Source organism: Bifidobacterium sp. ESL0798, assembly GCF_029395415.1.
Classification (GTDB): Bacteria; Actinomycetota; Actinomycetes; order Actinomycetales; family Bifidobacteriaceae; genus Bifidobacterium.
On the sequence record NZ_CP113914.1, the window covers coordinates 522378 to 547469 of the forward strand.

Annotated in this window: 23 protein-coding genes and 3 tRNA genes; 22 read left to right on the top strand and 4 right to left on the bottom strand. The window is 57.1% G+C overall.

Annotation, left to right across the window (positions count from 1 at the left end):
• Positions 1-3: 3 nt before the first annotated feature.
• From pstA to OZX74_RS02055, 8 genes are all read left to right on the top strand, one after another.
• A complete protein-coding gene (gene pstA / locus OZX74_RS02020; protein ID WP_277157384.1) occupies positions 4-984 on the top strand; it encodes a phosphate ABC transporter permease PstA in 981 nt (326 codons plus the stop codon).
• A 173-nt stretch (positions 985-1157) separates the two neighbouring features.
• On the top strand, positions 1158-1937 hold the full coding sequence (pstB, locus tag OZX74_RS02025; protein ID WP_277156920.1) for a phosphate ABC transporter ATP-binding protein PstB: 780 nt from the start codon (positions 1158-1160) through the stop codon (positions 1935-1937).
• A 237-nt stretch (positions 1938-2174) separates the two neighbouring features.
• Entirely contained in the window at positions 2175-3569 is a 1395-nt protein-coding gene (locus OZX74_RS02030; protein WP_277157385.1) for an NCS2 family permease, read from the top strand.
• 449 nt (positions 3570-4018) lie between these two features.
• Positions 4019-4540, top strand: a complete 522-nt coding sequence (rplJ, locus tag OZX74_RS02035; RefSeq protein WP_277146253.1) for a 50S ribosomal protein L10 — start codon at positions 4019-4021, stop codon at positions 4538-4540.
• A gap of 123 nt (positions 4541-4663) precedes the next feature.
• A complete protein-coding gene (gene rplL / locus OZX74_RS02040; protein ID WP_277156921.1) occupies positions 4664-5047 on the top strand; it encodes a 50S ribosomal protein L7/L12 in 384 nt (127 codons plus the stop codon).
• A gap of 244 nt (positions 5048-5291) precedes the next feature.
• Positions 5292-7172: an FHA domain-containing protein gene (locus OZX74_RS02045; protein ID WP_277156922.1), complete on the top strand. Its 1881-nt coding sequence runs from the start codon at positions 5292-5294 to the stop codon at positions 7170-7172.
• Positions 7169-10786, top strand: a complete 3618-nt coding sequence (locus OZX74_RS02050) for a helicase (protein WP_277156923.1) — start codon at positions 7169-7171, stop codon at positions 10784-10786. The genes OZX74_RS02045 and OZX74_RS02050 overlap by 4 nt, the downstream gene beginning before the upstream one ends.
• Positions 10786-10992, top strand: a complete 207-nt coding sequence (locus tag OZX74_RS02055) for a hypothetical protein (RefSeq protein WP_277156924.1) — start codon at positions 10786-10788, stop codon at positions 10990-10992. The genes OZX74_RS02050 and OZX74_RS02055 overlap by 1 nt, the downstream gene beginning before the upstream one ends.
• Positions 10993-11136: 144 nt before the next feature.
• Here the strand turns inward: OZX74_RS02055 and OZX74_RS02060 are convergent, their stop codons facing one another.
• From OZX74_RS02060 to OZX74_RS02070, 3 genes are all read right to left on the bottom strand, one after another.
• On the bottom strand, positions 11137-11973 hold the full coding sequence (locus tag OZX74_RS02060) for an SAF domain-containing protein (protein WP_277156925.1): 837 nt from the start codon (positions 11971-11973) through the stop codon (positions 11137-11139).
• Between the two features lie 226 nt (positions 11974-12199).
• Positions 12200-12403 carry an FmdB family zinc ribbon protein gene (locus OZX74_RS02065; protein WP_277156926.1) on the bottom strand — a complete coding sequence of 68 codons (204 nt, stop codon included), beginning with the start codon at positions 12401-12403 and terminating at the stop codon, positions 12200-12202.
• Positions 12404-12704: 301 nt separating this feature from the next.
• A complete protein-coding gene (locus tag OZX74_RS02070) occupies positions 12705-13340 on the bottom strand; it encodes a 5-formyltetrahydrofolate cyclo-ligase (RefSeq protein ID WP_277156927.1) in 636 nt (211 codons plus the stop codon).
• A gap of 54 nt (positions 13341-13394) precedes the next feature.
• Between OZX74_RS02070 and OZX74_RS02075 the strand changes: the two genes are divergently transcribed.
• From OZX74_RS02075 to dapC, 14 genes are all read left to right on the top strand, one after another.
• On the top strand, positions 13395-13619 hold the full coding sequence (locus tag OZX74_RS02075; RefSeq protein ID WP_277156928.1) for a hypothetical protein: 225 nt from the start codon (positions 13395-13397) through the stop codon (positions 13617-13619).
• Between the two features lie 45 nt (positions 13620-13664).
• The gene (locus OZX74_RS02080; protein ID WP_277157386.1) at positions 13665-14330 is read left to right on the top strand and encodes a GNAT family protein; all 666 of its coding nucleotides are present in this window, start codon (positions 13665-13667) and stop codon (positions 14328-14330) included.
• 70 nt (positions 14331-14400) lie between these two features.
• Positions 14401-15774, top strand: a complete 1374-nt coding sequence (locus OZX74_RS02085) for a hypothetical protein (protein ID WP_277156929.1) — start codon at positions 14401-14403, stop codon at positions 15772-15774.
• 8 nt (positions 15775-15782) lie between these two features.
• Positions 15783-16013 carry a hypothetical protein gene (locus OZX74_RS02090; RefSeq protein ID WP_277156930.1) on the top strand — a complete coding sequence of 77 codons (231 nt, stop codon included), beginning with the start codon at positions 15783-15785 and terminating at the stop codon, positions 16011-16013.
• Between the two features lie 245 nt (positions 16014-16258).
• Positions 16259-16552 (top strand): co-chaperone GroES, encoded by a 294-nt coding sequence (gene groES, locus OZX74_RS02095; RefSeq protein ID WP_277156931.1) that lies wholly within the window; start codon positions 16259-16261, stop codon positions 16550-16552.
• A gap of 276 nt (positions 16553-16828) precedes the next feature.
• Entirely contained in the window at positions 16829-17911 is a 1083-nt protein-coding gene (locus tag OZX74_RS02100) for a histidinol-phosphate transaminase (RefSeq protein WP_277156932.1), read from the top strand.
• Between the two features lie 193 nt (positions 17912-18104).
• Positions 18105-18186, top strand: a tRNA-Tyr gene (locus OZX74_RS02105).
• 1 nt (position 18187) lies between these two features.
• Positions 18188-18259 (top strand) — tRNA-Thr (locus OZX74_RS02110).
• Positions 18260-18263: 4 nt separating this feature from the next.
• Positions 18264-18337, top strand: a tRNA-Met gene (locus OZX74_RS02115).
• A 49-nt stretch (positions 18338-18386) separates the two neighbouring features.
• Positions 18387-18557, top strand: a complete 171-nt coding sequence (rpmG, locus tag OZX74_RS02120; RefSeq protein ID WP_277156933.1) for a 50S ribosomal protein L33 — start codon at positions 18387-18389, stop codon at positions 18555-18557.
• A 161-nt stretch (positions 18558-18718) separates the two neighbouring features.
• Positions 18719-19993, top strand: coding sequence for a UDP-N-acetylmuramate dehydrogenase (locus OZX74_RS02125; protein WP_277157387.1), 1275 nt, complete (start codon positions 18719-18721; stop codon positions 19991-19993).
• 248 nt (positions 19994-20241) lie between these two features.
• Positions 20242-21801, top strand: a complete 1560-nt coding sequence (locus OZX74_RS02130; protein ID WP_277156934.1) for an amino acid permease — start codon at positions 20242-20244, stop codon at positions 21799-21801.
• Positions 21802-22059: 258 nt separating this feature from the next.
• On the top strand, positions 22060-22383 hold the full coding sequence (gene fdxA / locus OZX74_RS02135; protein WP_277156935.1) for a ferredoxin: 324 nt from the start codon (positions 22060-22062) through the stop codon (positions 22381-22383).
• A gap of 162 nt (positions 22384-22545) precedes the next feature.
• The gene (dapC, locus tag OZX74_RS02140; RefSeq protein WP_277156936.1) at positions 22546-23682 is read left to right on the top strand and encodes a succinyldiaminopimelate transaminase; all 1137 of its coding nucleotides are present in this window, start codon (positions 22546-22548) and stop codon (positions 23680-23682) included.
• Positions 23683-23821: 139 nt separating this feature from the next.
• Here the strand turns inward: dapC and OZX74_RS02145 are convergent, their stop codons facing one another.
• Positions 23822-24805 carry a hypothetical protein gene (locus OZX74_RS02145; RefSeq protein ID WP_277156937.1) on the bottom strand — a complete coding sequence of 328 codons (984 nt, stop codon included), beginning with the start codon at positions 24803-24805 and terminating at the stop codon, positions 23822-23824.
• Positions 24806-25092 lie beyond the last annotated feature (287 nt).

The following is a 25092-nucleotide window of genomic DNA, read 5'->3' on the forward strand; positions in this document are numbered from 1 at the left end:
GCAATGGTCTCCAATGCCTCGCAATCGGTCGGCCCGACCCCTGATTTCTCGAAGTTCAAGCCTTCGAACGCTTTGCTCAAGCAACGCGAATTCAAGAGCCGGATCATGGCCGGTTTCATTGGTCTTGCCTTCCTTGTTGCGATGATACCGCTGGTTTCGCTGCTTTGGACCACCGTCGCGCGTGGTGTCACACGGCTGAACCTGAATTTCCTGACGTACAACATGTCCGGCGTCATCGGCGGCATGCCGACACCCTCCGGCGGCCACGGCGGCATCGAACACGCCATCATCGGTACGCTTGAGGTCACGCTTGGTGCGATGCTGATTTCCGTGCCGGTCGGCCTGATGTGCGCCATCTACTTGGTGGAATATGCGCGTGGCGGTAAATTCGCCAAGGCCATTACGCTGTTGGTCAATGTGATGAGCGGCATCCCCTCGATCGTCGCTGGCCTGTTCGCCTTTTCGCTGTTCGCGATTGTAATGGGTCCCGGTATTTCCAACGGTTTCGAAGGTTCTGTGGCGCTGTCGATCCTGATGATCCCCACCGTGGTCAATTCCAGCGTCGAGATGTTGCGGATCGTCCCCGATGACCTGCGTGAGGCTTCCTATGCGCTGGGTGTCACCAAATCACGAACCATCGTGAAGGTCGTCTTGCGCACCGCGCTTCCCGGCATCGTCTCCGGCGTCATCCTCGCCATCGCTCGTGTCATCGGCGAGACGGCGCCGCTTCTGATGACCGCAGGGTTCATCGCCACCACCAACTGGAACCTCTTCTCCGGGCAGATGACCACGCTGCCGGTGTTCGTCTATCAGGAATATAGCAAGATGTCTGTGACCTGCCCGCCGAGCGCCGGCCCGGGCTGCATCGCCTCCATTCCGTCCGAACGTTCGTGGGCGGCGGCATTGGTGCTGATTGCCATCGTGCTTGCTTTGAATCTCGTTGGCCGCTTGGTGCAGCGCCTGTTCAGCGCGGAGGCGAAATGAGAAAAACGTCGCTCGCTTACCTTGCAGCTGCGGGGTCAACGGTCAATCCGGTAGGTTATCGGCCGAATAATCGGGTAAGCGGTAATCAAGTAAATCAAAAATAACGAGTCTTATTCGAAATCGTAAAAATCAAAAGCATTATCAGAATGTAATTAACGAGAAAGCGAGACAACATGGGGCAACGCATCGATGTCGAACATTTGAACGTCTATTACGGCGATTTCCTGGCTGTCCAGGACGTCAACCTCAACATCCGGGCCAACAAGGTCACCGCGTTCATCGGGCCTTCCGGCTGCGGCAAATCCACGGTCCTGCGCACGCTCGACCGCATGCACGAGATCACGCCGGGCGCGCGCGTCGAGGGCAAGGTATTGCTCGATGGCCGCGACCTTTACGCGCGTGGCGTCGACCCGGTGGCTGTGCGTCGTGACGTCGGCATGGTCTTCCAGAAGGCCAACCCGTTTCCGACGATGTCCATTCGCGACAACGTCCTGGCAGGCATTCGCTTGAACAACCGCCGTATTTCCAAATCCGACGCCGACGAGCTGGTGGAATGGGCGCTGCGCGGCGCGAATCTGTGGAACGAGGTCAAGGACCGGCTCGATCGTCCGGGCATCGGCCTTTCCGGGGGCCAGCAGCAGCGCCTGTGCATCGCTCGCGCCGTCGCCGTCCACCCGCAGGTGCTCTTGATGGACGAGCCGTGCTCCGCCCTCGACCCGATCTCCACGCTCGCCGTCGAGGATCTGATCTGCGAGCTCAAACGCGACTACACCATCGTCATCGTCACCCACAACATGCAGCAGGCCGCCCGCGTGGCCGATTACACCGCCTTCTTCAACTTGAAGGCTGTCGGCAAACCCGGCCATCTTGAGTACTTCGCCGATACCACCACGATGTTCAACAACCCGCAAAACGAAGAGGCCGAGCGTTACATCTCCGGCCGTTTCGGGTGATTTATTTTTTTAAGTCAACAAGATATCAGACACGCTGGAACGGGCGTAGGGGAGTACCGGTGTTATATTCGAGATGTCCGCGGGAACGCGGGCGAGTCGCAGCAACCTCCGTATCGTCAATTCAACTATCAACAGCTAGTGAAGTCGTCGGTTTCGTAGTGGTAACGCCTTGAACGCCGACCGTCCCTTTCCTTGTAGCTCTGACTTGGCGGTGCTCAAACCAAGGAAGAGAGAATGATGGACAGGTTCTTCCATCTTAAAGAAAATCACACCACAGTATCCACTGAAATCACAGCGGGCATCACCACCTTCTTCGCGATGAGCTATATCATCGTGGTCAATCCGCAAGTGCTGAGCACCACCGGCATGCCGTGGGGCGCCGTGTTCCTCGCCACCATCATCGCCTCCATCGTCGGCACGCTGGTGATGGGCCTGTTTGCCAACGTTCCCTACGCTCAGTCCGCCAGCATGGGCTTGAATGCCTTCTTCGCCTACACGGTCTGCGCAGGTCTTGGCTTCTCGTGGCAGGAAACCCTGTGCATGACATTCCTGTGCGGCTTGATCAACATCCTGATCACCGTCACCTCCATTCGTAAGCTCGTCATCGCCTGTATCCCCGAGTCCCTGCAACACGCCATCGGCGGCGGCATCGGCCTGTTCGTGATGTATGTCGGCATGTTGAACGTCGGCTTTATCTCCTTTACTCCCGGCGACCCGAAGGCCGCGGCCAAGGGCGGCCCGATCAACGCGACCCCGGGTCTGGCCACGCTCAACACCCCGGCGCTTTGGGTCTTCCTCATCGGCTTGGTCATCGCCATCGTGCTCACTCTGCTCAAGGTCCGCGGGTCGCTGCTGATCGCGATCATCGCCGCCGCACTCATCGGCATTCCCTTCGGCATCACCAACATGAGCCACGCGGTCTCCATCTCCGACACGTTCGCCCAGTTGCCCACCACGTTCCTCGCGATCTTCAGCCCGCAAGGCTTCCCGTCGCTCTTCGGCAACCTCAGCCGCCTGCCGCTGGTGATCGTCACCATCTTCGCCTTCTCGATGTCCGACACCTTCGACACCATCGGCACCTTCGTGGGCACCGGCCGCAAGACCGGCATCTTCTCTGACCAGGACATTGCCAACATGGCCAACGGCAAGGGCTTCAGCTCCAAGATGGACAAGGCTCTCTTCGCTGACTCCATCGCCACCTCCATCGGCGGCCTGTTCGGCACCTCCAACGTCACCACCTACGTCGAGTCCTCCGCAGGCATCGCCGCCGGCGGTCGCACCGGTCTGACTTCCGTCACCGTCTCGGTGTGCTTCCTCATCTCGATGTTCCTTTCGCCGCTGGTCTCCGCCATTCCGTCCGCGGCAACCGCAGGTGTGCTGGTCGTGGTCGGCTGCATGATGGCCTCGAGCCTTAAGGAAGTGCAATGGAACGATCTCGCTGAAGCGATTCCGGCCCTGTTCGCGTCTGTGTTCATGGCGCTGTCCTACTCCATCTCCTATGGCATCGCCGCGGGCTTCATCATGTACTGCCTGGTGAAGATCTGCAAGAAGGAGATCAAGGAGATTCATCCGGTGATGTGGGTGGTCACTATCCTCTTCATCCTCGACTTCGCGCTGCAGGCCGTGCTCTGAGCCATCGTTGTCCGCTGCCTGCGTTGGAAAGCAGATTTTCAGGTCGATATTTCTGCTTTTCAACGCGAGTCCCCATCAGGATGCGTTGGAAAGCAGAATTTCGCCTCCGTTTTTCTGCTTTCCAACGCATTTCGTTGAGTAGGGGAGGCAGGCGTGTCGCATAGTCGGCCGTCTTCCGTATAGTATGTATCTGTAAACCACAGACTGTTGGTTAGAGGCCGCAAGGTCTCTCGAAGTTTGGTTCGCCAAGCCAGCATAGGTTGAACAAGATGAAGTTCCTTGCAAAAGGAAATATGCCATGAAAATGGCTTGATTGTTGCTCTGCCTGTGCGCAGGGCATTTTTTGTAGAAATACAGTTATTGCCGAATGCGTTCGTTGCATTCGCGATATTGCCCGAAACCGAAGCGTTCCGATTTCCAAATCAATGGTCGACTCAGGAAGGAACGCCATGAAAAGGCCCGATAAGGCAAAGGTGATCGAGGAGCTCACGGAGCAATTCCGTGACGCCGACGCGGTCTACCTGACCGAGTACCGCGGGCTTACCGTTCCGCAGATTTCCGATCTGCGCGAAAAGCTAGGCCGCGATACTTCCTACTCAGTGGCTAAGAACACGCTCGCTCGCATCGCCGCCAAAGAGGCTGGATACGAAGGCTTCGATGAAGTCCTCGCCGGCCCCTCCGCAATCACTTTCGTCAAGGGTGATTACGTCGAGGCTGCGAAGATCCTGCGTGACTTCGCCAAGAAAAACAAGGCCCTCGTCATCAAGGGTGGTTTCGCAGACGGAACCATGTACGACGCCGAAGGCTTCATGAAACTCGCGAGCCTCAAGTCCCGCGATACCCTGCTTGCCGAAATGGCCGGAGACCTCAAGGAATCCATGGCCAAGGCCGCTCGTACTTTCGCCGCTCTGCCTACCAAGGCCGTGCGCACGATCGACGCGCTGCGCGAAAAGCAGGAAAAGGCCGCTTGATTTTTGCGCGGTTTCGGCCGCGTGAATTACAGGCAGTCCAATAGCCAATAATTAAAGAAATTTTAAGAATTTAGGTGACGGAACCAATAAACATCCGTCATCAGAAAAGAAAGGAAGCCTATTATGGCTAAGCTCTCAAGCGATGAGCTCCTCGACGCGTTCAAGGAAATGACCCTGGTTGAACTCTCCGACTTCGTCAAGAAGTTCGAGGACGAGTTCGATGTCGAAGCTGCCGCTCCGGCCGTTGCCGTTGCCGCTGCTCCTGCCGCTGGCGCAGGCGATGGCGCTGAAGAGAAGACCGAGTTCGACGTCGTGCTCTCCTCCTTCGGCGAGAAGAAGATCCAGGTCATCAAGGCCGTCAAGAACATCACCGGCAAGGGCCTGGCTGACGCCAAGGCGCTCGTCGACGGTGCTCCTACCACCATCCTCGAGAAGGCCAAGAAGGATGACGCCGAGAAGGCCAAGTCCGAGATCGAAGAGGCCGGCGGCACCGTCGAACTCAAGTAGTTCCTTCTTGTTTGCGGGTCGAGACGGCTGTAGCTGTTTACAGCAGGTAGCCGTTTGAACCCCAAAGATGTTGCAAACCCTGTGTGCGGAATCTCCGTTCGCAGGGTTTGTTCATTTTGTCGGCTATCGTAGTATCTAAGGATGTCCTTCATGCAAAAGCGAAGGCAGGCTCGTGCGTGAGTGTTGTCAATATCTGTCATTTTCCTTCTTGGTTTCAAGATAAATATGACAGAATGGCATTAGCATGAATATGGTGTATAGGGGAGGCCGCAAGGTGTCTGATCCGCGAACGACAAAACATTGGGTCATCAAGGTCAATGGCTCTACAAAAGTCGATGTCGGTCCCGGCGAAAACGTTGAGATCGGCCGAAGGCCTTTGCGTCCGCTTGCCGATGACGGACATCGTCGTTTGGAGATTGACGACGATACGCGTTCGATGTCGAAGCGCCATGCGGTATTCACCGTGGCGGTCAATGGCGGGGCGTCGGTCACCGACTTGAGCTCGACCAACGGAACATACGTGGTCGATGAAAAGGGGCTGCGTCCGTTGACCCCGAATCAGGATTTCATCCTTCCCGATTCGCCGATGAGATTACAGTTCGGTGATGTTCCTGTTGATTTTGTGCGTGTCGAGGTGGATGAAAGCCACGAGGACGGCAACCAGGTTACCGATTTGTTCGACTATGCCGCTAGCGACGGGGGAAGCGCCGATGTCGAACCCGACCTCAATGAAATGTCCGTTGACGACATTCTGAACCTACGCGCGGGGGAGCCGACCACGGCTTTCAGCGCTGCGGATGTGGCCGATCGTATCGAGGCTTCGGCTGCCGCTAGGGCGCAGGGCAACGGTAACTCCCCGACTCCTGATGATCAGGCAGCCAAGGATGCCGCTACCAGCGCCGACGATATTGCCGTCGAAACCCCGTCGCCAACCGAAGCCGGCACCAGCCAAAAACCTGAAAGCCCGCAAACCGACCATGCCATCGACCAGATTTCGCTGAACGTGATGACACCCGATTCGCAGGTCGAGGATGCCAAGGCGCGCGATCTGTTCAAAGACGCCATGGAGAGCGAAGCCGAAGACAAGGATGCCGAGGCAATAAAGTCTGCCCGACCCTCCGCTACCGGCAACAAGTCCGCGAAACCGTCGGTGGCAGCAGCCACCCGCCCCGGCGAAAGCAAATCATCGCGGACCGGGGCAACGGTACAGCAGGTGTCGCTGCCTTCGCGTCAAAAGGATGAGCAGATTTCTCGGGATGCCTCCCGCGTGCAACAACCGATGAATTCGCCGGTGGCAACACAGGGTCAGGCCAACGTTGATGGTGGCAATGTGGCTGGTGGTAATGTGGCTGCCACCCAAACGCAGCAAGCTCGGACCGGGCAAGCGCAGCAAGCTCAGCAGCTCGGTCAGCAACAGGCTCAGCAACAGCAGCAATCACAGAGAGTCGCGGCGCAGCAGCAGGCTCGGGAGGTTGCCCAGCCACAGCAGCAGGCTCAGCAGCCACAGCAACTCTCGCAACAGCAACAAGCGAATCAGTTTGGCAGTGTAACGGGTGGTCAGGCTTCCGGTCAGACTTCAGCCGACCAGGACGCTCCGGTATTCGTCGCCATGGATGAAAGCCCCCGGCAGGGCGGCGGTGCCCGTTCCCGCTCGAATCTAATCGTTTCACAGGAACCGCAAAACGACGAGGCGAAACGCGAGGCGACCGAGGAACGCAACAAGTTCATGCCTCCGATCAGGGATGTTGCGGATTCCCCGACATTCGTCCAAAACCCGAATGCCAGTTGCGGTTCGTTCGATATGCAACAGACCTTCAAGCCGACCTTCGAACCCGGTTCGGTTTTCGAAAAGGTGTCGAATGGCGAATTCGACCAGCCGCAGCCCGAGGTCGAAGTGGGAGATATGAGTTCACTGGAAGCCAAGACGACCACGGACTTTTCGCGCCAGTTCGAAATGGCGAAGCAACCTGAGCTTCTGCCGTTTCTTGCGATGAATCCTTCGCTGTATGACGATTTGTATGCATGGCTTTCGGCAGTGGGCAACGATGATGTCGACGCCGCGCTTTCACAAAATTCAGGATATATCGAATATCGTAACGAGGTTGGGGAGGGACGTAGACAATGAGCGAAACGAACCAGACAATGAACGGCATCCAGCGGATGCGCAAATGGTATGACAGCTACCGCAACGGGCTCATGCCTTCGCCTTTGGAAGACGTCGGACAGCTTACTGCGCAGCTCGATCTGACCCACGCCCATCCTTCCGGCATCGCCCAGCTTTTCGCCAGCGGGCATACCACCCTTGATTCCATGTTCCGTGACGCCGGAATGTTGCGGGCGGCCGGACGCAGGCTCGAACGCGTTCTCGACGACAAGGCCGTAAAAACACGGTCCGCCGGGGTCGCCGAGCTTTCTCTGGTGGTCGGAGTGGCTACGTGGAAGGGCAATTCGGTTCCTGTTCTTCTCTATCCGGTTGAGGTGCGCCGCAAGCCGGGTGGCCGTGAGACCGATGCCGTCATCCGTTTCACCGGTCACGTCAGCATGAATCCTGCATTCACGACGGCCATGCACGATCAGCGCCTCGATATTGATGAAGTTGCTCTTTTCGATGGCAGGAACTATGCCAGCGGCACTCCTGATACTTCTTCCGTGTTCAGCGCCATCACCGATGAAATCAAACCGATGATTGCGGATTTCGATATCGAGCGCAATATCATCCTGGGCTGCTTCATGGATCCTGCCACCAAGATGCTTGCCGAAAGCCGTCATATCATCGATGCTCTGGCCGGCAAGCCAAGCGGCAACACCGCTCTTGACGCGTTGGCCGGCAACGCTGACGCCATCAGCGCTTTGAAGGACACCAGACTTCCGAGTTTCAGCCCCTTTGATGCCGATCCCCATAGCGAGCATGAAGCCGGGGATGTCGACAATGTTGTGCGTTATGCCGCGAATATGGCGGCACAGGGTCATTCGCTGTTTGTCGACGTTGCATCTGGCAACGATACGGCGCAGATATCCGCGGCCGTTGCCTCCCGCTGCATCAGTGCCGGCAGAACCGTGTTGTACGTGCCGGCAGTGGCGGGGCAGAAGAAGCGTTTCGTCCACGAAATGGAAACCTGCCATATGGGTGGCCGAGTGGTCGATATGGCTGATTCCCAAGCGGCGTCGCAAATCGATAAGGAATTGATCGCGGCCGTTGGATTCAAGCCGGGTGCCGCCGTCGCCCGATTCGACCAAGTTTCCGATGAACTCGTCGGAGTGCGCTCGCGTCTTACCCGTTATCTCGGAGATTTGCACGGGGTGAGCAGTCGGTGGGGCGTCTCCGCCTACCAGACCATTCAAAATCTCGCCAGCATTTCCGCGATGCCGACTCATCCGGCCACGCATGTCCGTCTTTCCAATGAAACCGCAAGAGCCATCGCCCCACACATGGACGAATGGATCAAGAAGCTTCGCAAGGCCGGCGAATACGGTGAATTTACCGTCGGCCCGCAGACCACCGCTTGGTATGGAGCCTCGCTTTTTACGCAAAGCGAGGCGGTAAACGCCTACCAGAAGGTTGAGAACCTGCTTCAACGTCTTCTTCCCGCCACGCGTGACCAGGTGGCGTCCGTCGCTGAAACCTGCGGTTTCCCGGTGCCGTCGACAGCTCAGGAATGGGGTCGTCAGGTCACGGTTTTGAAGAACCTGCGTCGCGTGCTCGACGTTTTCCAACCCAGGATTTTCGAGCGTGACATCGACTCGATGATCGAGGCAAGCAAGCCCAAGGCCCAGCGTAAGGCCGAGGGGACGAGCATGGGCTTCTGGGAACGTCGCCGCCATGTCAAAGAAGCCAAGAGCCTGCTTCGGGCCGGTTCCCAGGTGGAAGACCTGCACGAGGCTTTGCAGGTTGTCGATAAGCAATCGCAACAGTGGCATGACATCGTGCCTCATGGCGGTTGGCCCGTGCTTCCCGCAAAGTTGGATACGATAGTGGAAACGCAGGAAGCGCTGATGCGTGACATTACGGCGCTCGACACCGTACTGGCCACCACGGTCGAGGGCGGCGACCTGCAAAGCGTTGACTTGGCCAGGCTTGAGACCAGGCTCAAGGCTCTCTATTCCGATCGCAATGCGCTGGATACCTTGCCGGGGCGTGCCAGCCTTGAACGCGATTTCCATTCCATGGGACTTGATGCGTTGATTGAAGACATGCGCAACCGTCGCGTGTCCGTGGACGCCGTGGAAGGGGAGCTTCAGCTGTCTTGGTGGACGACGGTCTTTGAGGATATCGTGCGTTCTTCGGCGATTATCTCCAACCAGGACGGTTCTGCCTTGCAATCCGCGGCCGATCGGTTCGTGCAGGTCGATGTCGACCACGTCAACTCCGTGGGTCCCATGCTTGATCAGGAAGCCATGCGTCACCTCTGCGACATGCTGTTTTCGCACACGCAGGAGGCCAACCAGCTGCACACGTTGCTGGCCAGTAACAGGCATGTGCCGTTGAGCCGTATCGCCCATGAATACTCGCAGATTCTTGCGGCGGCGAAGCCGGTCATCATGGCCACTCCGTTCACGCTTGCCGTGTTGAGCGGCCCGGAACCTTTGGCCGACGTGGCCATCATCGATGCTGCCTCCCACCTTCCTTCCCTTGAGTTGCTGAGCATCTTGAGCCGTGCCAGGCGTGTTGTGGTCATCGCCCATCAATCCACCATCACCTCTGAATCGATGAATGCTCTGGTCGCCTTGTTGCCGAAGGTCACGCTCGAAACACGGCCGGTATGCCGCGATCCGCGTCTTTCGTTGTTCCTTTCTGCTCAAGGCTATGGTGGCGCCCGCAGGGATGTGGCCACGGAATCGATGCAGGGCAGGGTGCGTTTCCACAGGATCGAGGCCAACGGCGTGCCCGTGCTCGCCACGGGATTGGTGGAAAGCAGCCAGCAGGAAATCGATGAGGTCATTGCCGTGATCAAGCAGCGTGCCGGGGCCTTTACCGTGGTGCCGACCGGCTATCTGCTTGCGGTGGTCACTCTGACTCCGGTTTTCCGCACGCGGCTTGGCGCTGAACTGAAGTCGCTGTCGCTGAAGGATGAAGCCATGGGGCGTTTCCTTCGTCACGTACGTCTGGTCGATCTCGATGAGGCGGCCGGGGTGCGTGCCACTGATGTCATCCTTTCGCTGTGCTTCGCCAAGACGTCGCATGGCCGTCTGCTCCAACAGTTTGGAACCTTGGAAGGCGAGGGGGGCGGCGGCAAGCTGCTCGATGCCCTTGCTCTGGCCAATCGCAATGTCGACATCATTTCGGCATTCGGCTCCGAAGACATGGAAGACGACCGTCTCCATCAGCCAGGTCCAAAGCTGTTGAAGGTCATGCTCAAGTGGGCCGAGGGCCTGGGCAAGGAAGTGGTGCGTCCCTCGATGTCTCTTAAGGGCGACAACGTTCTGTTCAACGATTTGGCCGACCGCATTCGTGCACGTGGGCTCAAAGTCGCTGCCAATTACGGTTTCGATGGCGGTGCCTCCATTCCTTTGGTCGTCGGCCTGAAAGACAAGCCGTTCTCGCTGGCGGTGATGACCGATGACGCACATTTCATGGGCATCCAGTCAACCCGCAAGCGTCATCGTGTGCTGATGCAGGAATTGGCCACCCTGGGCTGGTCGGTGATGACGGTCTGGAGTGTGGCGGCATTCGTCAATCCGGACAAGGAAGTTGACCGGATTGTCAGTCGCATCAGCGATTTGTATCAAGAGGTCCGTTGATGGCGGCAGCGTATGATCCGAACCGTCGCTCGTCGCGTGTCCATCGGCGTGTGGTGCGCAAAGGCAGCGAACGTTTTGATGTCGACGGTGTCGAGCCTGATCCGTCAGATCGCCGTCCGAGGGGCAGCAAGCAGCAGGATGATGACAGTCGCATCCTGCGTGAGCTGCCCCCGCACTGGGGTATTTTCAGCGAACGAGACAAGTAGGGCTTAGCGTTTATCGCTAAGGGTGATGGTGATAGTAAAACCATCGCCCTTTGCTGTTTATGGGCTCGGATCGTTTTGTCGACCTGTTTTTCGTTCATGATCTCCTCCTTGTCTTTTTCGTTTATATATTGGGATTCCTGCCAGCTAGAGTTTGGCAGCCATAATGGGCATACGTTCCTGCATCGCCATGATGCGCGCGGCATCCTGCGGAGGCATGGCAAGCTGGGTGGTGACGTTGCCGCCATCGTCGTGATGTGGGCTGCCGGTGACCGTCGCAAGGCTTACTAACGTGCACGTTTGACCACCCGACGGCGTTGCCATTGCCTCGTTTGATGCCTGTGCGGCATCGTCATCCGCGCCATCGTCGCCTTTATCGTCGCTTTCAGAGGCATCCGACTGATTTTTTGACCCTTCCCCGTTTTCCGAATCGCTTCCGTCGGGAGGGCTTCTCGGTGTCGAATCGTCTTTAGGTTGCTGTTTCGTCGGAGGGGTTTGAGCCGGAAGATTCGGCACGGCTTCGCATCCGGCGCTGCCTACGAGCGAGACTTTGTCGCCGGGGATCAGCCCGTTTGCAGATCCGCTGATTTTGACGTCTATGGTGGTCAAACCGTGTCCGATCACCGGTGAGGCCCGTGCCATGGGGCGGGAGATGACGCTGCCGATTTCGATGTCCACTTGAGCTATGAGTCCTTGTACGTCGTCATCCGGGCCGAACACGTTTGCCAAAGCAGGGCTGTCGGCGATTTGTACGGTTTTGAGGTCATCGGCGCGGATGGTCTGCCCGCGTTTGATGGCACGGGTGGCGGTAACGGCGGTTTTAGTGGCAACGCTGCTGGAAATCGACTGCAAGGCAAAGAAAACGGCCAACCCGACACACAGTGCCGCGAGCACGGTACGCGTCTGACGCATGGTGCGCCGTTGCCTGAGCGTCGGTTGCTTTACGCTTAGACCTTGATGGTCTCCATGATGAAAAAGGTTCATGGTTCCATGATGGACCAAAACGCAAATTACCGAGGCAAAAACGGGTACTGTGGTCGGATGATACGGCTTATCAACATTCGGGGCGTGTCGCGGTGGAGTACGAAACGGGTTATCCACATCTGAAATCCATCAATCAATCGATGATTTCCAAAACACGAAAGCCGGCACTCGCATCAAAGCAAGTTACCGGCTTTCTGAAGATCTCTAAGGCTTAATCAGTCCGCAGTCACTTTTCGGACGAAGACGACGAACCTCCCTTATCGGTGCGGTAGAAGCCGTGTCCCTTGAACTCGATGGGGACCGCCGAATAGACCTTGCGCACCTGCTCTTCGCCGCATTTGGGGCAAACGGTAATGGGATCGTCGGAGAATGACTGCTGCTCGGTGAAATCGTATCCACAGTTCTTGCAACGATAGTGATAAGTAGGCAACGGTCCCTCCACAAAGATAAATGCTTAACAATTCAACTGTTCATATCCTAGTCCCAGCCTTGACGCTCGTTCGTTTCCGGTGAAGTTAAGGGGCGCTCGGCAACCAGCTGGCGAGGATTCAACTGATGGAAAATATCGGTTTCCGATATTCCGATATCCGGATTGCCGGCAGAGCGCTCAAAGTGTAATTATGCCTGCAATTGCATGGGTTGTGCTGAGACGCTCACGGTTTCGAGCCGGTTTTATGATTTGCCATGCGACAATCAGGCAGTCAAAGGCATTGGCCCCTTGGCGATCGGTGTCATATGGTGATAATTCGCTTATCCGTCATTATGATGTCGACCGGAATATCGTGCGTTTCACGAGGCACCGCGTGGTGACGATCGATGAATTCCCGGTCCCAGCAGACCCCGATTTTCAATGCATCCTCCCGGCAGAGCCCGAGAACCTGGTCGTACCAGCCACCTCCGCGACCCAGCCGTGTGCCGTCAAGGTCGATGGCGAAGGCAGGGATAAAGACGATTTTCGCGTCGGCAATGGCTTCAGGCCCTAAAATCTCGCCTCCCGGTTCCGCCGGCCGCAATCCACCCGTGGCGGTGTGCGGCATCTGACGGAGTCCGGATTTTCCGTCATATTCGCTCCATCCGATATCGCGTCCTTTGCCAAGTCGAGGCACCAGCACCCGCAACCCGCGTTCAACAAGCGCGTCCAATAATTCAAACGTCGGCACTTCCGTCCCCATCGAAACGTAAGCCGCCGCGCTGTCTCCGGGATTCAAATCGACTGCTGGCAGATTATTCACCAGCGACGTAGCCAGCTTCCCCAATCGTTTGCCGGCTTCCGCCCGCTCGCCTTCGCCGATTTCCTTGCGTCTGCCGATGGCTTCCCGTCGCATGTTCTGTTTCAGCGTATCGATATTTTCCGCTTTGTCGCCCATGCATTCATGGTAAACGTATGGACTGATAGAATTAGGAATATTAAGGCGGTATTGATGAACAAGGACGAAATAGAAAAGAAAAACAGGGAAATCGAAGAACTGTTTGGCTATACGCCCGAGCAATTAGACGAGATGGCCGAACCGTACGAAAATGGTACTTGGAGAGGAATTGCTGGCCCGGTTATTATTGGTTCTCCATCTTATCCTGAAGTGAGACGCCAGATGGCAGAGGTTGAACGTAAATTCGGCGTAAAGCCAAAGGTTTCCGTGAACATCTGAGCTCATATTTTCAGACAAACGCTTTCAGATTGAAGACATCTAGTGATGGGTATGATGGGGTATGTGTCAGTCTTTCGTTCGCTACGCAACGCGTTTGTCCCCAATCCCAACGCCATCACCATGCCGGTCGAGCTCGTGCCTCCCGAAGGCGCCATTCAGATTCGTCTGCGTCCGATGGTGGCGGAGGACGAGGCGGCGTGGAACGAAGCCAGACAACGCAACGCTGCCTGGCTTGCTCCCTGGGATTCCAACGATCCGATGCATGGACCCGCTTTGACGTTCAACACGTGGCTGCAACGGCAGCGTAGCGACGAAGCCTTTGGGGTCGGCGCGCTGTTCGTCATCGAATATCAGATGGACATCATCGGCCAGATTTCCGTGGGTGCCATCAGCTACGGATCGTCGCGTTGCGGCAATATCGGGTACTGGGTCGATCAGGGTCACGCCGGCCACGGCATCGCGCCATTGGCGGCGGCGATGTTGGCGGATTGGGCGATGTTCAGTCCAAACGGTCCGCGGCTTCATCGTTTGGAGATATCAATGCTGCCGGAAAACTGGCGTTCCCGCAGAGTGGCGCAGAAATTGCAGGCCCATCACGAGGGCACGCGCTTGAAAAGCATGTACATTCACCATCAATGGCGTGACCACGACGTCTATAGTCTGTTGGCGGAGGATGCGCCGCATGGTTTCACCCGACGACTGCTTGTATGACGCGCACGAATTACACGGGTGTAAAAAGTCACTAACTCTCTCTATTCTTGAAACCATGGATTATGCGTGGGTGAGCGGTGTTGTTGTGCTGGTCATTCTCGTTATCCTGTTACTCGGCTGGCTTCCGCGGCGCACCGTGGATAGTATGAAAAAGGTGGTCGAGCATCGTGAGGACAAGTACTCGCCGTCGTTGCATCTGGTGGATGCCGAAAGCGGTACTCGTTTTAGTGATGAACGCCAGTCTTCGGCGAAAGGGATTGTCATGCAATCGGAGCGAAAAGGTATTGTCGCGAGTCCATCGGGGGCATCGGTTGCACGAACCGCGAAAGCCATGAAGGAACGCGCCAGAGTCGCGCGTATCCGTAGGCTTCGCCGTGAGGCGGCGCGCAGGCGTGCCATCGTTTCGGCGGCGTTGCTTCTCGTCACGATTGTGGTTCTCGCCGTTTCCTTCCCGTTGAGGTTCAGTCCGCTGTTTGCCTTGATTCCCGCGGTATTGCTCGCGTTGGTCGTGGCGTTGGGCGTGCGTACGGCCAATCATGCCAGGGCTTGGGAACGTGACCTCAAGGTGAAACGTGCCGCGCAAGCCAAGGCCCATCAAGCCCACCGCGACGGTTCCGCTCCCGCCAACGCGCAATCGGCCAAAGCCAGTGCCGAAGTCGCCGGCAAGATTTCGCAAACCCCCGTATCCAGTGATGAGCAGCCCACCGGACTGATGGCCGAGCAGGAAATCGCGAAGGCAGTCAAACAGACTCGGGCCGAAAAAGAACGTATTGAGAACCGACGCGCCAAAGCGCAGGGCAAGGCCGGCCAGAAGGTTTCCGCCGCCAGCTCGGAGGCGAAGGGCGGAAAGTCGACGGTCGCAGCCAAGCAAACGGTTACGGGCAAGAAAGCGGAGACCAAGTCCGGCAATGCGGCGAAGCGTTCCGCCGCGGTTGAAGGGAAAACCGAATCCAAGCCCAATTCGTCATCGTCTTCCAAGCGCAGGCCGAATACGCAGGCTAAGGCCGCTCCGGCGTCGGCGAAGAAGCAGGCTCCCAATCCGGCAAACGAGCGTCACCAACATGCCGCTGCCAATGGTTTCGGCAAGGTGAATTCGGCCACCAAACAGCAGGCGGTCGAGCCGAGCGATGCCACCAATGAGCTGAAGCGGGTTCATCCGGCGCAGGCTTTGGATGTGGTCGATCTGGCTCCGAACCAGGATCTTATTTCGTTCTCGCTCGGTGCGCCACGCAATGGCGTGGACGTCAAAAGCGAAGAGCCGGAGAGTCTGGAAATCAAATCCACACGTCAGGTCGCCAAGGCAACTGCAAAAAGACAGAAGCTGGCTCTTCGGCGTCGAAGCATAAGAAGGAATCTGCCGATCAGGCCGCCGAGGATGTGCAAAAAGGTTCAAGTTCTTCGGTTTCCGCTACTTCCGAGTCCAAATCCGAAGCCGAACCGGTAAAAGGTTCCGTGGGCAGGCTGATTTCGAAGAAGAACCGCAAGCGGATTCGTGCCGCAGCCAAGCGTGGACATGCCTCCGCCGAGCGCAACGGCAAGGTGAAGGACGAGAGGCCGGTCTATATCAGCGATCCCGAGAAGTTCCACGCCGAGGAAGTCTCTGCGAATACGGAGGCGCCGGCGGTGTCGTCGGATTCGTTGGGAACCGGACTGGAAAAGATTCTCGAACGGCGCAACGTCTGAGCGGTACGTTCGGGTTTTATTTCTTCGCCTGTGCTGTAGTTGTTCGTTGGAAAATCAACGTTTGCTGTTTTCAAATGTGAAGGTTTCACTGAGAGCGTTAGCACTCGGGTTGGCAGAGTGCTAATTTTCGCGCTACGATAGACAGGTAAGCGCAAAGGGACGGTGCCGAAAGTGATCGTCAGCCTCTGAAAGCGGTGTCCTCGCGCGAGAAATAACACTCTCACTTAAGAAAGAGGAGGTCCACAGTGTCGATCTCACTTACACCGTTGGAAGACAAGATTATCGTGAAGCAAGCCGAAGCGGAGACGCAGACGTCATCCGGTCTCTACATTCCGGACAACGCCAAGGAGAAGCCGCAGCAGGGCGAGATTCTGGCCGTCGGCCCGGGTCGTCGTGACGACAACGGCAAGCGCATCCCGATGGATGTCAAGGTCGGGGACAAGGTGCTCTATTCCAAGTATGGCGGCACCGAAGTGCACTACAAGGGTGAGGATTACCTCATCGTCGGTGCCCGCGACGTACTCGCGATCCTGAACTGATTGCCGCTTTCGCATACATTTCATACGATGCGCCCCAACCCTTCTGCGGTTGGGGCGCATCGTTGTTTGAACAGGGCTGTTGCATAGGGTGTGCCGGCAAGGGCGACAGCATGGCTTGGACGTCAACGGCCAAAGCTCCCTTTCGTTTGCCGGAAATGTTCTGATAGGCGGATGGCCGGGCCTCCGTCTTCGTGCAAGGTTTTGGATTCGTGGCATTCCGTCTTGAAATAAAACGTAAAATGTGCAATATCTCTTGTTGCGACTTACAATGCCGTTATGACTTTCAAACATCGTGCCATCGTCGATACCATTCCCGCCTACAAGCAGGGCAAGCCGGCTCCAGCGGTTCCGGGCCAGCGTTCGTTCAAGATTTCCAGCAACGAGAATCCTTATCCGCCGCTGCCCAGCGTCCAGAAGGCCATCGAAGACCAGGCGCTCGACCGTATCAACCGCTATCCGGACATGTCCGGCTGGCAGGTCGTCAGCAGGCTTGCCAAGGATTATGAGGTCGATCCCGCCGAAATCGTGCTCGGTTGCGGATCCACCGAGGTCATCACCCAGCTGGTCGACCTGCTGGCCGGCCCCGGCGACGAGGTGATCTATCCGTGGCGCAGCTTCGAGGCGTATCCGATCATCGTTTCCGGCGCGGGTGCGACGAGCGTCCAGATCGCCAACCGTCCCGACGGCGGCCACGACATCGACGCGATGATCGCCGCGATCAACAGCAAGACCCGCATGATCATCGTCAACAACCCGAACAACCCGACTTCCTCGTCGGTTTCCGACGCCGACGCGCGCCGCCTGATGAAGGCGGTTCCCAGCGACGTCATCGTGCTTTTCGACGAAGCCTATATCCACTTCAACACCGATCCGGACACCAGCGTGGCGATGAAGCTCTATCGCGAATATCCGAACATCGTTGTGGCGCATACGTTCTCCAAGGCCTATGGTCTGGCCGGGCTGCGTATCGGCTATGGCATCGCGGCGCCGGACGTGGCTGCCGGCATGCGCAAGATGTCGATTCCGTTCGGCGTCACGCAGACCGCACAGGTCGCCGCCGTCGCCTCGCTTGAGGCCAAGGACGAGCTGATGGAACGCGTGCAGGCGCTGATCGGCGAACGTGGGCGTATCGTGCGTGCGCTGCGCGGGCAGGGCTGGGACTTCCCGGAGCCGTACGCGAACTTCTTCTGGCTGCCGCTTGGGTCCAAGACCGCCGAAGCCGAGGCTCGTTTCAAGGCTGCCGGTCTTTCGACCCGCGTCTTCGACGGCGAGGGCATCCGCATTTCCATCGGCGAGAAAGAGGCCAACGACAAGGTCATCGAAGTCTGCCAGACGCTGAAGGATGACGGCATCGCCTGAAAGAAGAACATAGTCTCAATAAATTATCCAAATGCGAAATAAGTGCCAAAATGCCGTCATTTCAACGTTTTGTTGATGTGGCGGTATTGTTTTCGACACACTAGGCGTGTCGCGGGCTTGCATCAGTCTCCGGTTCATGGCATTATAGTCAAGTTGCCTGCTTCAAGGCTTTTAAAGTTGCGAAGTAAGTAATGGCGGATTTCCCAAGCGGTCAAAGGGAGCTGACTGTAAATCAGCCGCTGATAGCTTCAGTGGTTCGAATCCACTATCCGCCACGCCTCGATAGCTCAGTGGTAGAGCACTTCCTTGGTAAGGAAGAGGTCGTGAGTCCGATTCTCACCCGAGGCTCTCTGGCGGGATAGCTCAGCTGGCTAGAGCGTACGACTCATAATCGTAAGGTCAAGAGTTCGAGTCTCTTTCCCGCTACAAACTACCGACAGAAGTCGGTAAGAAACAACACGCAGAAGGTGAACCAATGGCAAGCAAAAGCGCCGCAGTCCGTCCGGGCATCACGCTGGCATGCACGGTGTGCAAGGAGCGTAACTACATTACGACCAAGAACCGTCGCAATACCCCAGATCGTCTCGAGCTGAAGAAGTTCTGCTCTCGTTGTGGCAAAGAAACTGTGCATCGCGAGACTCGTTGAGTTTTAGCGGTATTCAAGCCTGACTTCGGTCGGGCTTTTTCATATTCGGACCGTGGAAATTGCGGGTGCAATGGCAAAGAAGCAACAATGATGCCTGCCGCGCAGATACGCGCAAACGGCTGATAAACGGGATAAACGGAAAGATTGGTGACGACGGCATGATGAGGCAGACGGATTCGCGACATTTCGGGATGTCAGCGTTGGAAACACCGACATTGGCGCAACTGACCACCATCGGTGTGGGCGGGCCTGTTGATCAGTTTGTTGAGCCGCAAACCGAAGAGGAATTCATTGCCGCGGTGTGTAGCGCCGATGCCGCGGGCCTTCCGCTGTTGGTTATCGGCGGCGGGTCGAATCTACTCATTTCTGATGAGCCCTTCCATGGTGTTGTCGTGCGCGACAAACGGCACGGTGTTTCGGCTCTGAAGACGGGGATTGCTCTAAATGAAACTGCAGGAGCGGTCAAAATCGTGGCCGGAGCTGGAGTGAATTGGGATGATTTCGTTGCGTTCTGCGTTTCCTCCGGTTTCTCCGGAGTGGAAGGCCTTTCGGGAGTGCCTGGAACTGTAGGTGCTTCGGTGGTGCAGAATATCGGTGCATATGGTCAGGAAGTGGCCTCGTCCGTGTCTTCGGTACGGGTTTTCGACCGTAAAAACGGCGATATTCAGAAGCTCAACCCTGCCGATATGCATTTCGGGTACCGCAGTTCGGCCCTCAAATCCAGTATGTATAGCGCTCCTGCAACGCCAGCGGACCACTATTTCCCGACGCCGCGTTACGTTGTGCTTTCCGTGTCCTTTATGTTGCAGCGCAGCGACGCCAACGAGGTGGCGTTCGGCCAGCTGGCCAAGGCGCTCGGTGTCTCAATGGGGGAGCGGATGCCGATCGTGGCGATTCGTCAGGCCGTGCTGCGGGTACGTGCCTCAAAGGGCATGCTGGAAGATCCCGGCAGATATGCCTCGCGATGGATGCAAGGCTGCAAAGACCAGAGCAATATCTCCCAAGCGGCGTTGCAGCGCATTTTGGCGAAGCTGGGGAATGGCGTCGTTGCCCGTGACATTGAAGAGGCCAAGCCGGACTTCGACAGGCACAGCTGCGGCAGTTTTTTCATGAACCCGATATTGACGCAGGCGCAGGCAGCAACGCTTCCTGAAGATGCGCCGCGCTTCGACGCGATGCTGTCTGATGGCAGGCCGGGTGTCAAGACCTCGGCCGCGTGGCTGATCGATCACGCGGGATTCCACAAAGGCCACAAAGTGCGCAAAGAGGCCAAAGCCGGCCTTTCAACGCTGCATACGCTCGCGCTGACCAATCGCGGCGGCGCCGATGCCGGCGATATCGCCGAACTTGCGAAAACGCTTCAAGACGGTGTCGAAGAACGCTTCGGCGTGCGCTTGGTTCCCGAGCCGGTGGTCGTGGGCATGAATCTGCGATAAGCGGCGGTTGCTGGATTTCAGGCATTCAGTCATTCAGACATTCAGGCAACGTGATGGGCACAATCGCAGGATATCGAGGATGCCGTTGCGCGCAGACGGTTCGCAACGATAACACGATAAGATAATTGTCTTGTTTTTCTGTAATACAATGTCGGGTATGCAATTGCGGTAACGTTCTCGTCATGTCATATCCCTATGGTGAAGTTGGCATTTTCGTAAGGCTTCAAGATGTGAAGGGTGAGGGTCGAATGAAGCTGTTCAGGACGAAATCGGTGGAACAGGCGCTTGCCGAAACCGCCACGGGCGATCGCAAACTCGTTCGCAGCCTTGGCGCTTGGGATCTGGCGATTATGGGTGTGGCCGTCGCCGTCGGCGCGGGCATCTTCTCCATCGGCGCGCAGGCGTCTGCCTATCACGCGGGTCCGGCCGCGATCCTGAGCTTCCTGATCGCCGGCATCATTTGCGGGGCCGCGGTGATGTGCTATGCGGAGTTCGCGTCGATGATTCCCGCGGCCGGCTCGGCCTATACGTTCACCTATACCACGGTCGGCGAGCTGATGGCGTGGGTCATCGGCTGGGACCTCATCCTCGAGATGCTGATGGCCAGCTCGGTCATTGCGAAGTACTGGAGCGTCTACCTCAACGACTTCCTGCATCTGATGGGTGTCAATTCCAGTACAGAGCTGCATTTCGGCGGCTTCACGTTTGATTGGGCGCCGCTGATCGTCGTCGCGTTCTTTACGGTCCTTCTGGTGCTCGGCACGAAGATCGGCGCGCGCGTGGACGGTGCGTTCACGATTCTGAAGATCGGCATCGTCGTCTTCGTGGTGGTCGTCGGATTCTTCTATGTCAAGGCCTCGAACTACACCCCGTTCATCCCGCCGTCCGAACCTGCCAGCAAAGTGCTCGGGCCGGCTTCCGGCGGGGTGATGACCCAGCCGCTTTTCCAGTGGGTCACCGGCCAGCAGCCCACTGTCTACGGCGTTTCCGGCATCGTTTCCGGCGCGGCTCTGGTCTTCTTCTCGTTCCTCGGTTTCGACGTGGTGGCCACCGCAAGCGAGGAGGCCAAGGACCCGAAGCGCAACGTGCCTTTGGGCATCGGCATGGGTATGGTGATGGTCGTCATCATGTACATGCTCGTCGCCATCGTCACCACCGGCATGGTCTCCTACAAGGACCTAGCCAACGCCAAGGACCCGTCGCTGGCCACCGGCTTCGAGCTGGCGGGCGCGACCTGGGCCGCCAAGATCATCTCCTTCGCCATTGTCATCGGCCTGACCACCGTGGTCATGGTGATGCTGCTCGGCCTGACCCGCGTGGTCTTCGCGATGAGCCGTGACGGCCTGCTGCCGCGCGGCCTCTCCAAGGTCGGCAAGCACGGTACCCCCGCCAAGCTGCAGATCGCCGTCGGTGTGCTTTTCGCCATCGTCGCGTCCTCGTTCGATGTCTCCATCCTGGCGGACATGGTCAATATCGGCACGCTTTCGGCCTTCACCTTGGTCGCGATTTCCATGCCGATCATGCGCAAGAAGCGCCCCGACCTACCGCGTTCGTTCAAGATTCCCGGCAACCCCTGGGTGCCGATCCTGATCGCCGTGGCCAACCTCTGGCTGATGGTCAATCTCTCAGTGCTGACGTGGATTCGTTTCGTGGTCTGGCTCTTGATCGGCTTCTGCATCTACTTCGGCTATTCCTACCGTCATTCGCGTTTGGGCACCGGAGAGCTTGACGCGGACGTGGAACAGGCAGAGGAAAACCTGGACCTGGCCGGTCTGACAGAAGAAAGCGCAGAGGCCCGAAGAGCGTAAGAACTTGTGGGTATGCCGATATAGTGGGCGGATTCGTGATGCGGACATGCTCGTTGAGCCTTGGGACGTGCGGAAAAGCCTACGGGAGCCTACAGAGTACTTGGCAGCAATAGCCGGCGACGGAACCGGCATCAGGCGCGTTGCCTTTAGTGCCAGTGGGAATTCTATGGCGTTTCCTTTGCGTCACGGGCGACGGTTCGGCCGTCGTTGCTTAATCGTAGGCTGATACTACTTGAAGCTTGTAAGGAGGCCTCCTCGATGGCTTATGTAATTGCTCAGCCCTGCATCGATGTCAAGGACAAAGCGTGCGTGGACGAATGCCCGGTCGACTGCATCTACGAGGGCGATCGTACGCTCTATATCAACCCCAATGAGTGCGTGGACTGCGGTGCCTGCGAGCCCGTATGTCCCACCGAGGCCATCTTCTACGAGGATGACGTGCCCGAGGAATGGGCGTGGTACAAGGACGCCGCGGTCACCTATTTCAACGATCTCGGTGATTTGGGCGGTGCCCAGGCCGCTGGCCCGTCTGGCAAGGACGAAGCCCGCATCGCCGCGCTTCCCCCGCAGAACCAGGACTGATTGTTTCTTTTCAGACCGTCGAACTTCGCTTTTTGCTATGGAGTTCGGCGGTTTTGTATTGTACGAGCACATACAGCGAAATGACGGCTGTTGTTCGGCGTCAACGCCGGTATCATCGATACAGTAGTTTTTATGGTTGAGTTGACGCGAAAGGCGACGGCAATGGGTTTTTACAGGTTTGATTCTCCCTACGATTGGAATCGCGTCGCGCCGTATAAAAAGATCGCGGCGCAGGCCGACGGCGGCATGATTGACCTTTCCGTTGGTTCGCCGGTTGATCCCGTGCCTGCGAGCGTGCAGCGGGCGCTCGCCGATGGTGCTGATGCGCCCAACGCCCACGGTTATCCGACCGTTGTGGGGACTGATGCCTTGCGCGAAGCCGTGCAGGAGTGGTTCCGGGCGAATCGTAGTGTTGATTTCGGAGCGATCGACGCCGATTTCGTGCCCACCGTCGGATCCAAGGAAGCCGTCGCGCTCATGGCCTCGCTGCTGCATTTCGGGCCGGGCGACGTCATCGTGCAGCCCGCCGTTTCCTATCCGACTTACGATATCGGCACCCAACTGGCCGGTGCCAAGACTTACAAGGCCGCCGATATCGCCGATGTGGACTCGTGGCGTTCCATTCCCGGTGTCAAGGCTGTCTGGGTCAATTCACCCTGCAACCCGACCGGCGAGGTGCTCTCGGCCGAGGAATTGCACGGCATCGTCGCCGCCGCCCGCGAGATCGGCGCCGTGGTCCTTTCCGACGAGTGCTACGGCCTGCTCACGTGGAAAGATGACAATGATACCGAGCCAAGCCCGGCTCCCTGCATGCTGCAGCCCGACGTTTGCGACGGCAGCGCCGAGGGCATCCTCGTGCTGTACTCGCTGAGCAAGCAGTCCAATATGGCCGGCTATCGCACCGCGCTCATCGCCGGTGACCCCGAGCTTGTCCGGCCGATGGTCGTCTACCGCAAGCAGATCGGTGAGATTATTCCCGGCCCGGTCCAGGCTGCGATGGCTGCGGCGTTGCACGATACCGATGCGGTTCGTACCCAGCACGTCCGCTATTGTCAGCGTCTTCATCAGCTGGTTGACGGCCTGCGTGCCGCCGGTTACGATGCGCATATGCCCCAAGGAGCGCTCTATGTCTGGGTGCGTGCGAAGTCCGGCGACTGCTGGCAGGATATGGATGCGCTCGCGCATCTCGGTATCGTCGCCAGCCCTGGGGAGTTCTACGGCGACCCCACTCACCTGCGCTTATCTGCCACCGCCTCGGACGTCATCATCGCCGAGACTGTCGCTCGTCTCCGTGGCTGAGGCCAGCTTCTTCCTGCTTGAGATGCGATGAAAATCAGTGTTTTACCCTGTAAATCCTGATTCCCATCGCATGTTCAATCGAGCATGCGAGCATACTCACGATTCCGGGCCTGATTCGCTGATTTTCCTCGCGTGCCCGTTACTGGTGCGCAAGTGGCCTTGCGCGTGGTAACCCTGCTGCGCTCAGTTTTTTCACCAACCGCTCGCGTTGCATCGTCTCGTTAAAATCGATTCTGATAATCTGCCTAATTGGTGTTTTGGTGAGTAAAAGGTTTTCCCGTTCCTTTTCTTCATGCACGACTTCACGGATGCTGCGTTGATTTGTCATCGTTGGGTTTACGTACTTGTCCATCCCGTCGAATTCAACCGCTATCAGCTCTTTTCCGGCCAAGTGGTAAAGCATGTCTACTCGGTAAGTCCGAACTGTAGCGTCTGAAATGGGAATCCGAAACTCACGTTGTAATTCGGGCTTGCCGAATCCCTTTTCAATCATCATGGCCCGGCATATTGATTCTCCGCCGTTTTCGCTTTTCGGATCCGTATAGTTGAGCAAATGCGCAACTTTCTTGTCAAAGCGATGTGATTTCTTGCTTATTGCTCGGATATCTTGTTCGCAGGTCAGTTGCTTTCTCAAGGCTGAATCAAACATCGGCAAAACCTCGTGAAATTTGTATCGCGCGGCGCAATCGCAAAGTGCCTGTGGTACGGAGGTCATGGAAATATTGGTCTGTCGGTACTTTGGGAAATTCTCTGTATGTACGTATTGAACGCCTTTTGACGAAAACGCACCAGAAAGTTTGTCGGTGGCAAGAAACACCTTTGCGTCGTTGTGCAACCAGTATGGATGTTCCACCTTGTATGCACTGATGACGCTGATGGCGGCGAAGACCCAATCCGGGTGCCATTCATGCAAGCCTCTGAGCATCCACAGATACTGTTCGTTGGCATCAAGGCTTTTCCAAATGGCCGTCCGTGCATAAAGTCCTTGTCGCACTCGCGTGACTTCACCGGATTTCACAAGCATGCTGAGTGTTTGTTGCTCGTTATGTTTACTTGTATGCAAGCAGCAATGTCGTGCTTCCGCTTCGGTCAGCCGTGTCAGTATGCGTGGATTGATTTTCATAATCCTACGTTACGGTGCACTATGGGGGCGACGTCAACTCAATCGGGGTTATGTGGTCGAATGATACCCTCTTTCGTGATTGCCCGGGCGTTTCGTGGATAAGTCTCATTGAAGAGCTACCCAATGTGCCCAACATTGTGGATAATCATCTGATAGGTGCTTGGCATGGCATTCTGCCGGATGGTTCACGCCATGATCCTGCGATGAAAATCAGCGTTTTGCCTTCCGAATCTTGATTTTCATCGCATGTTCGATTGAACATGCGATAGAAATCATGAAAATGCCTA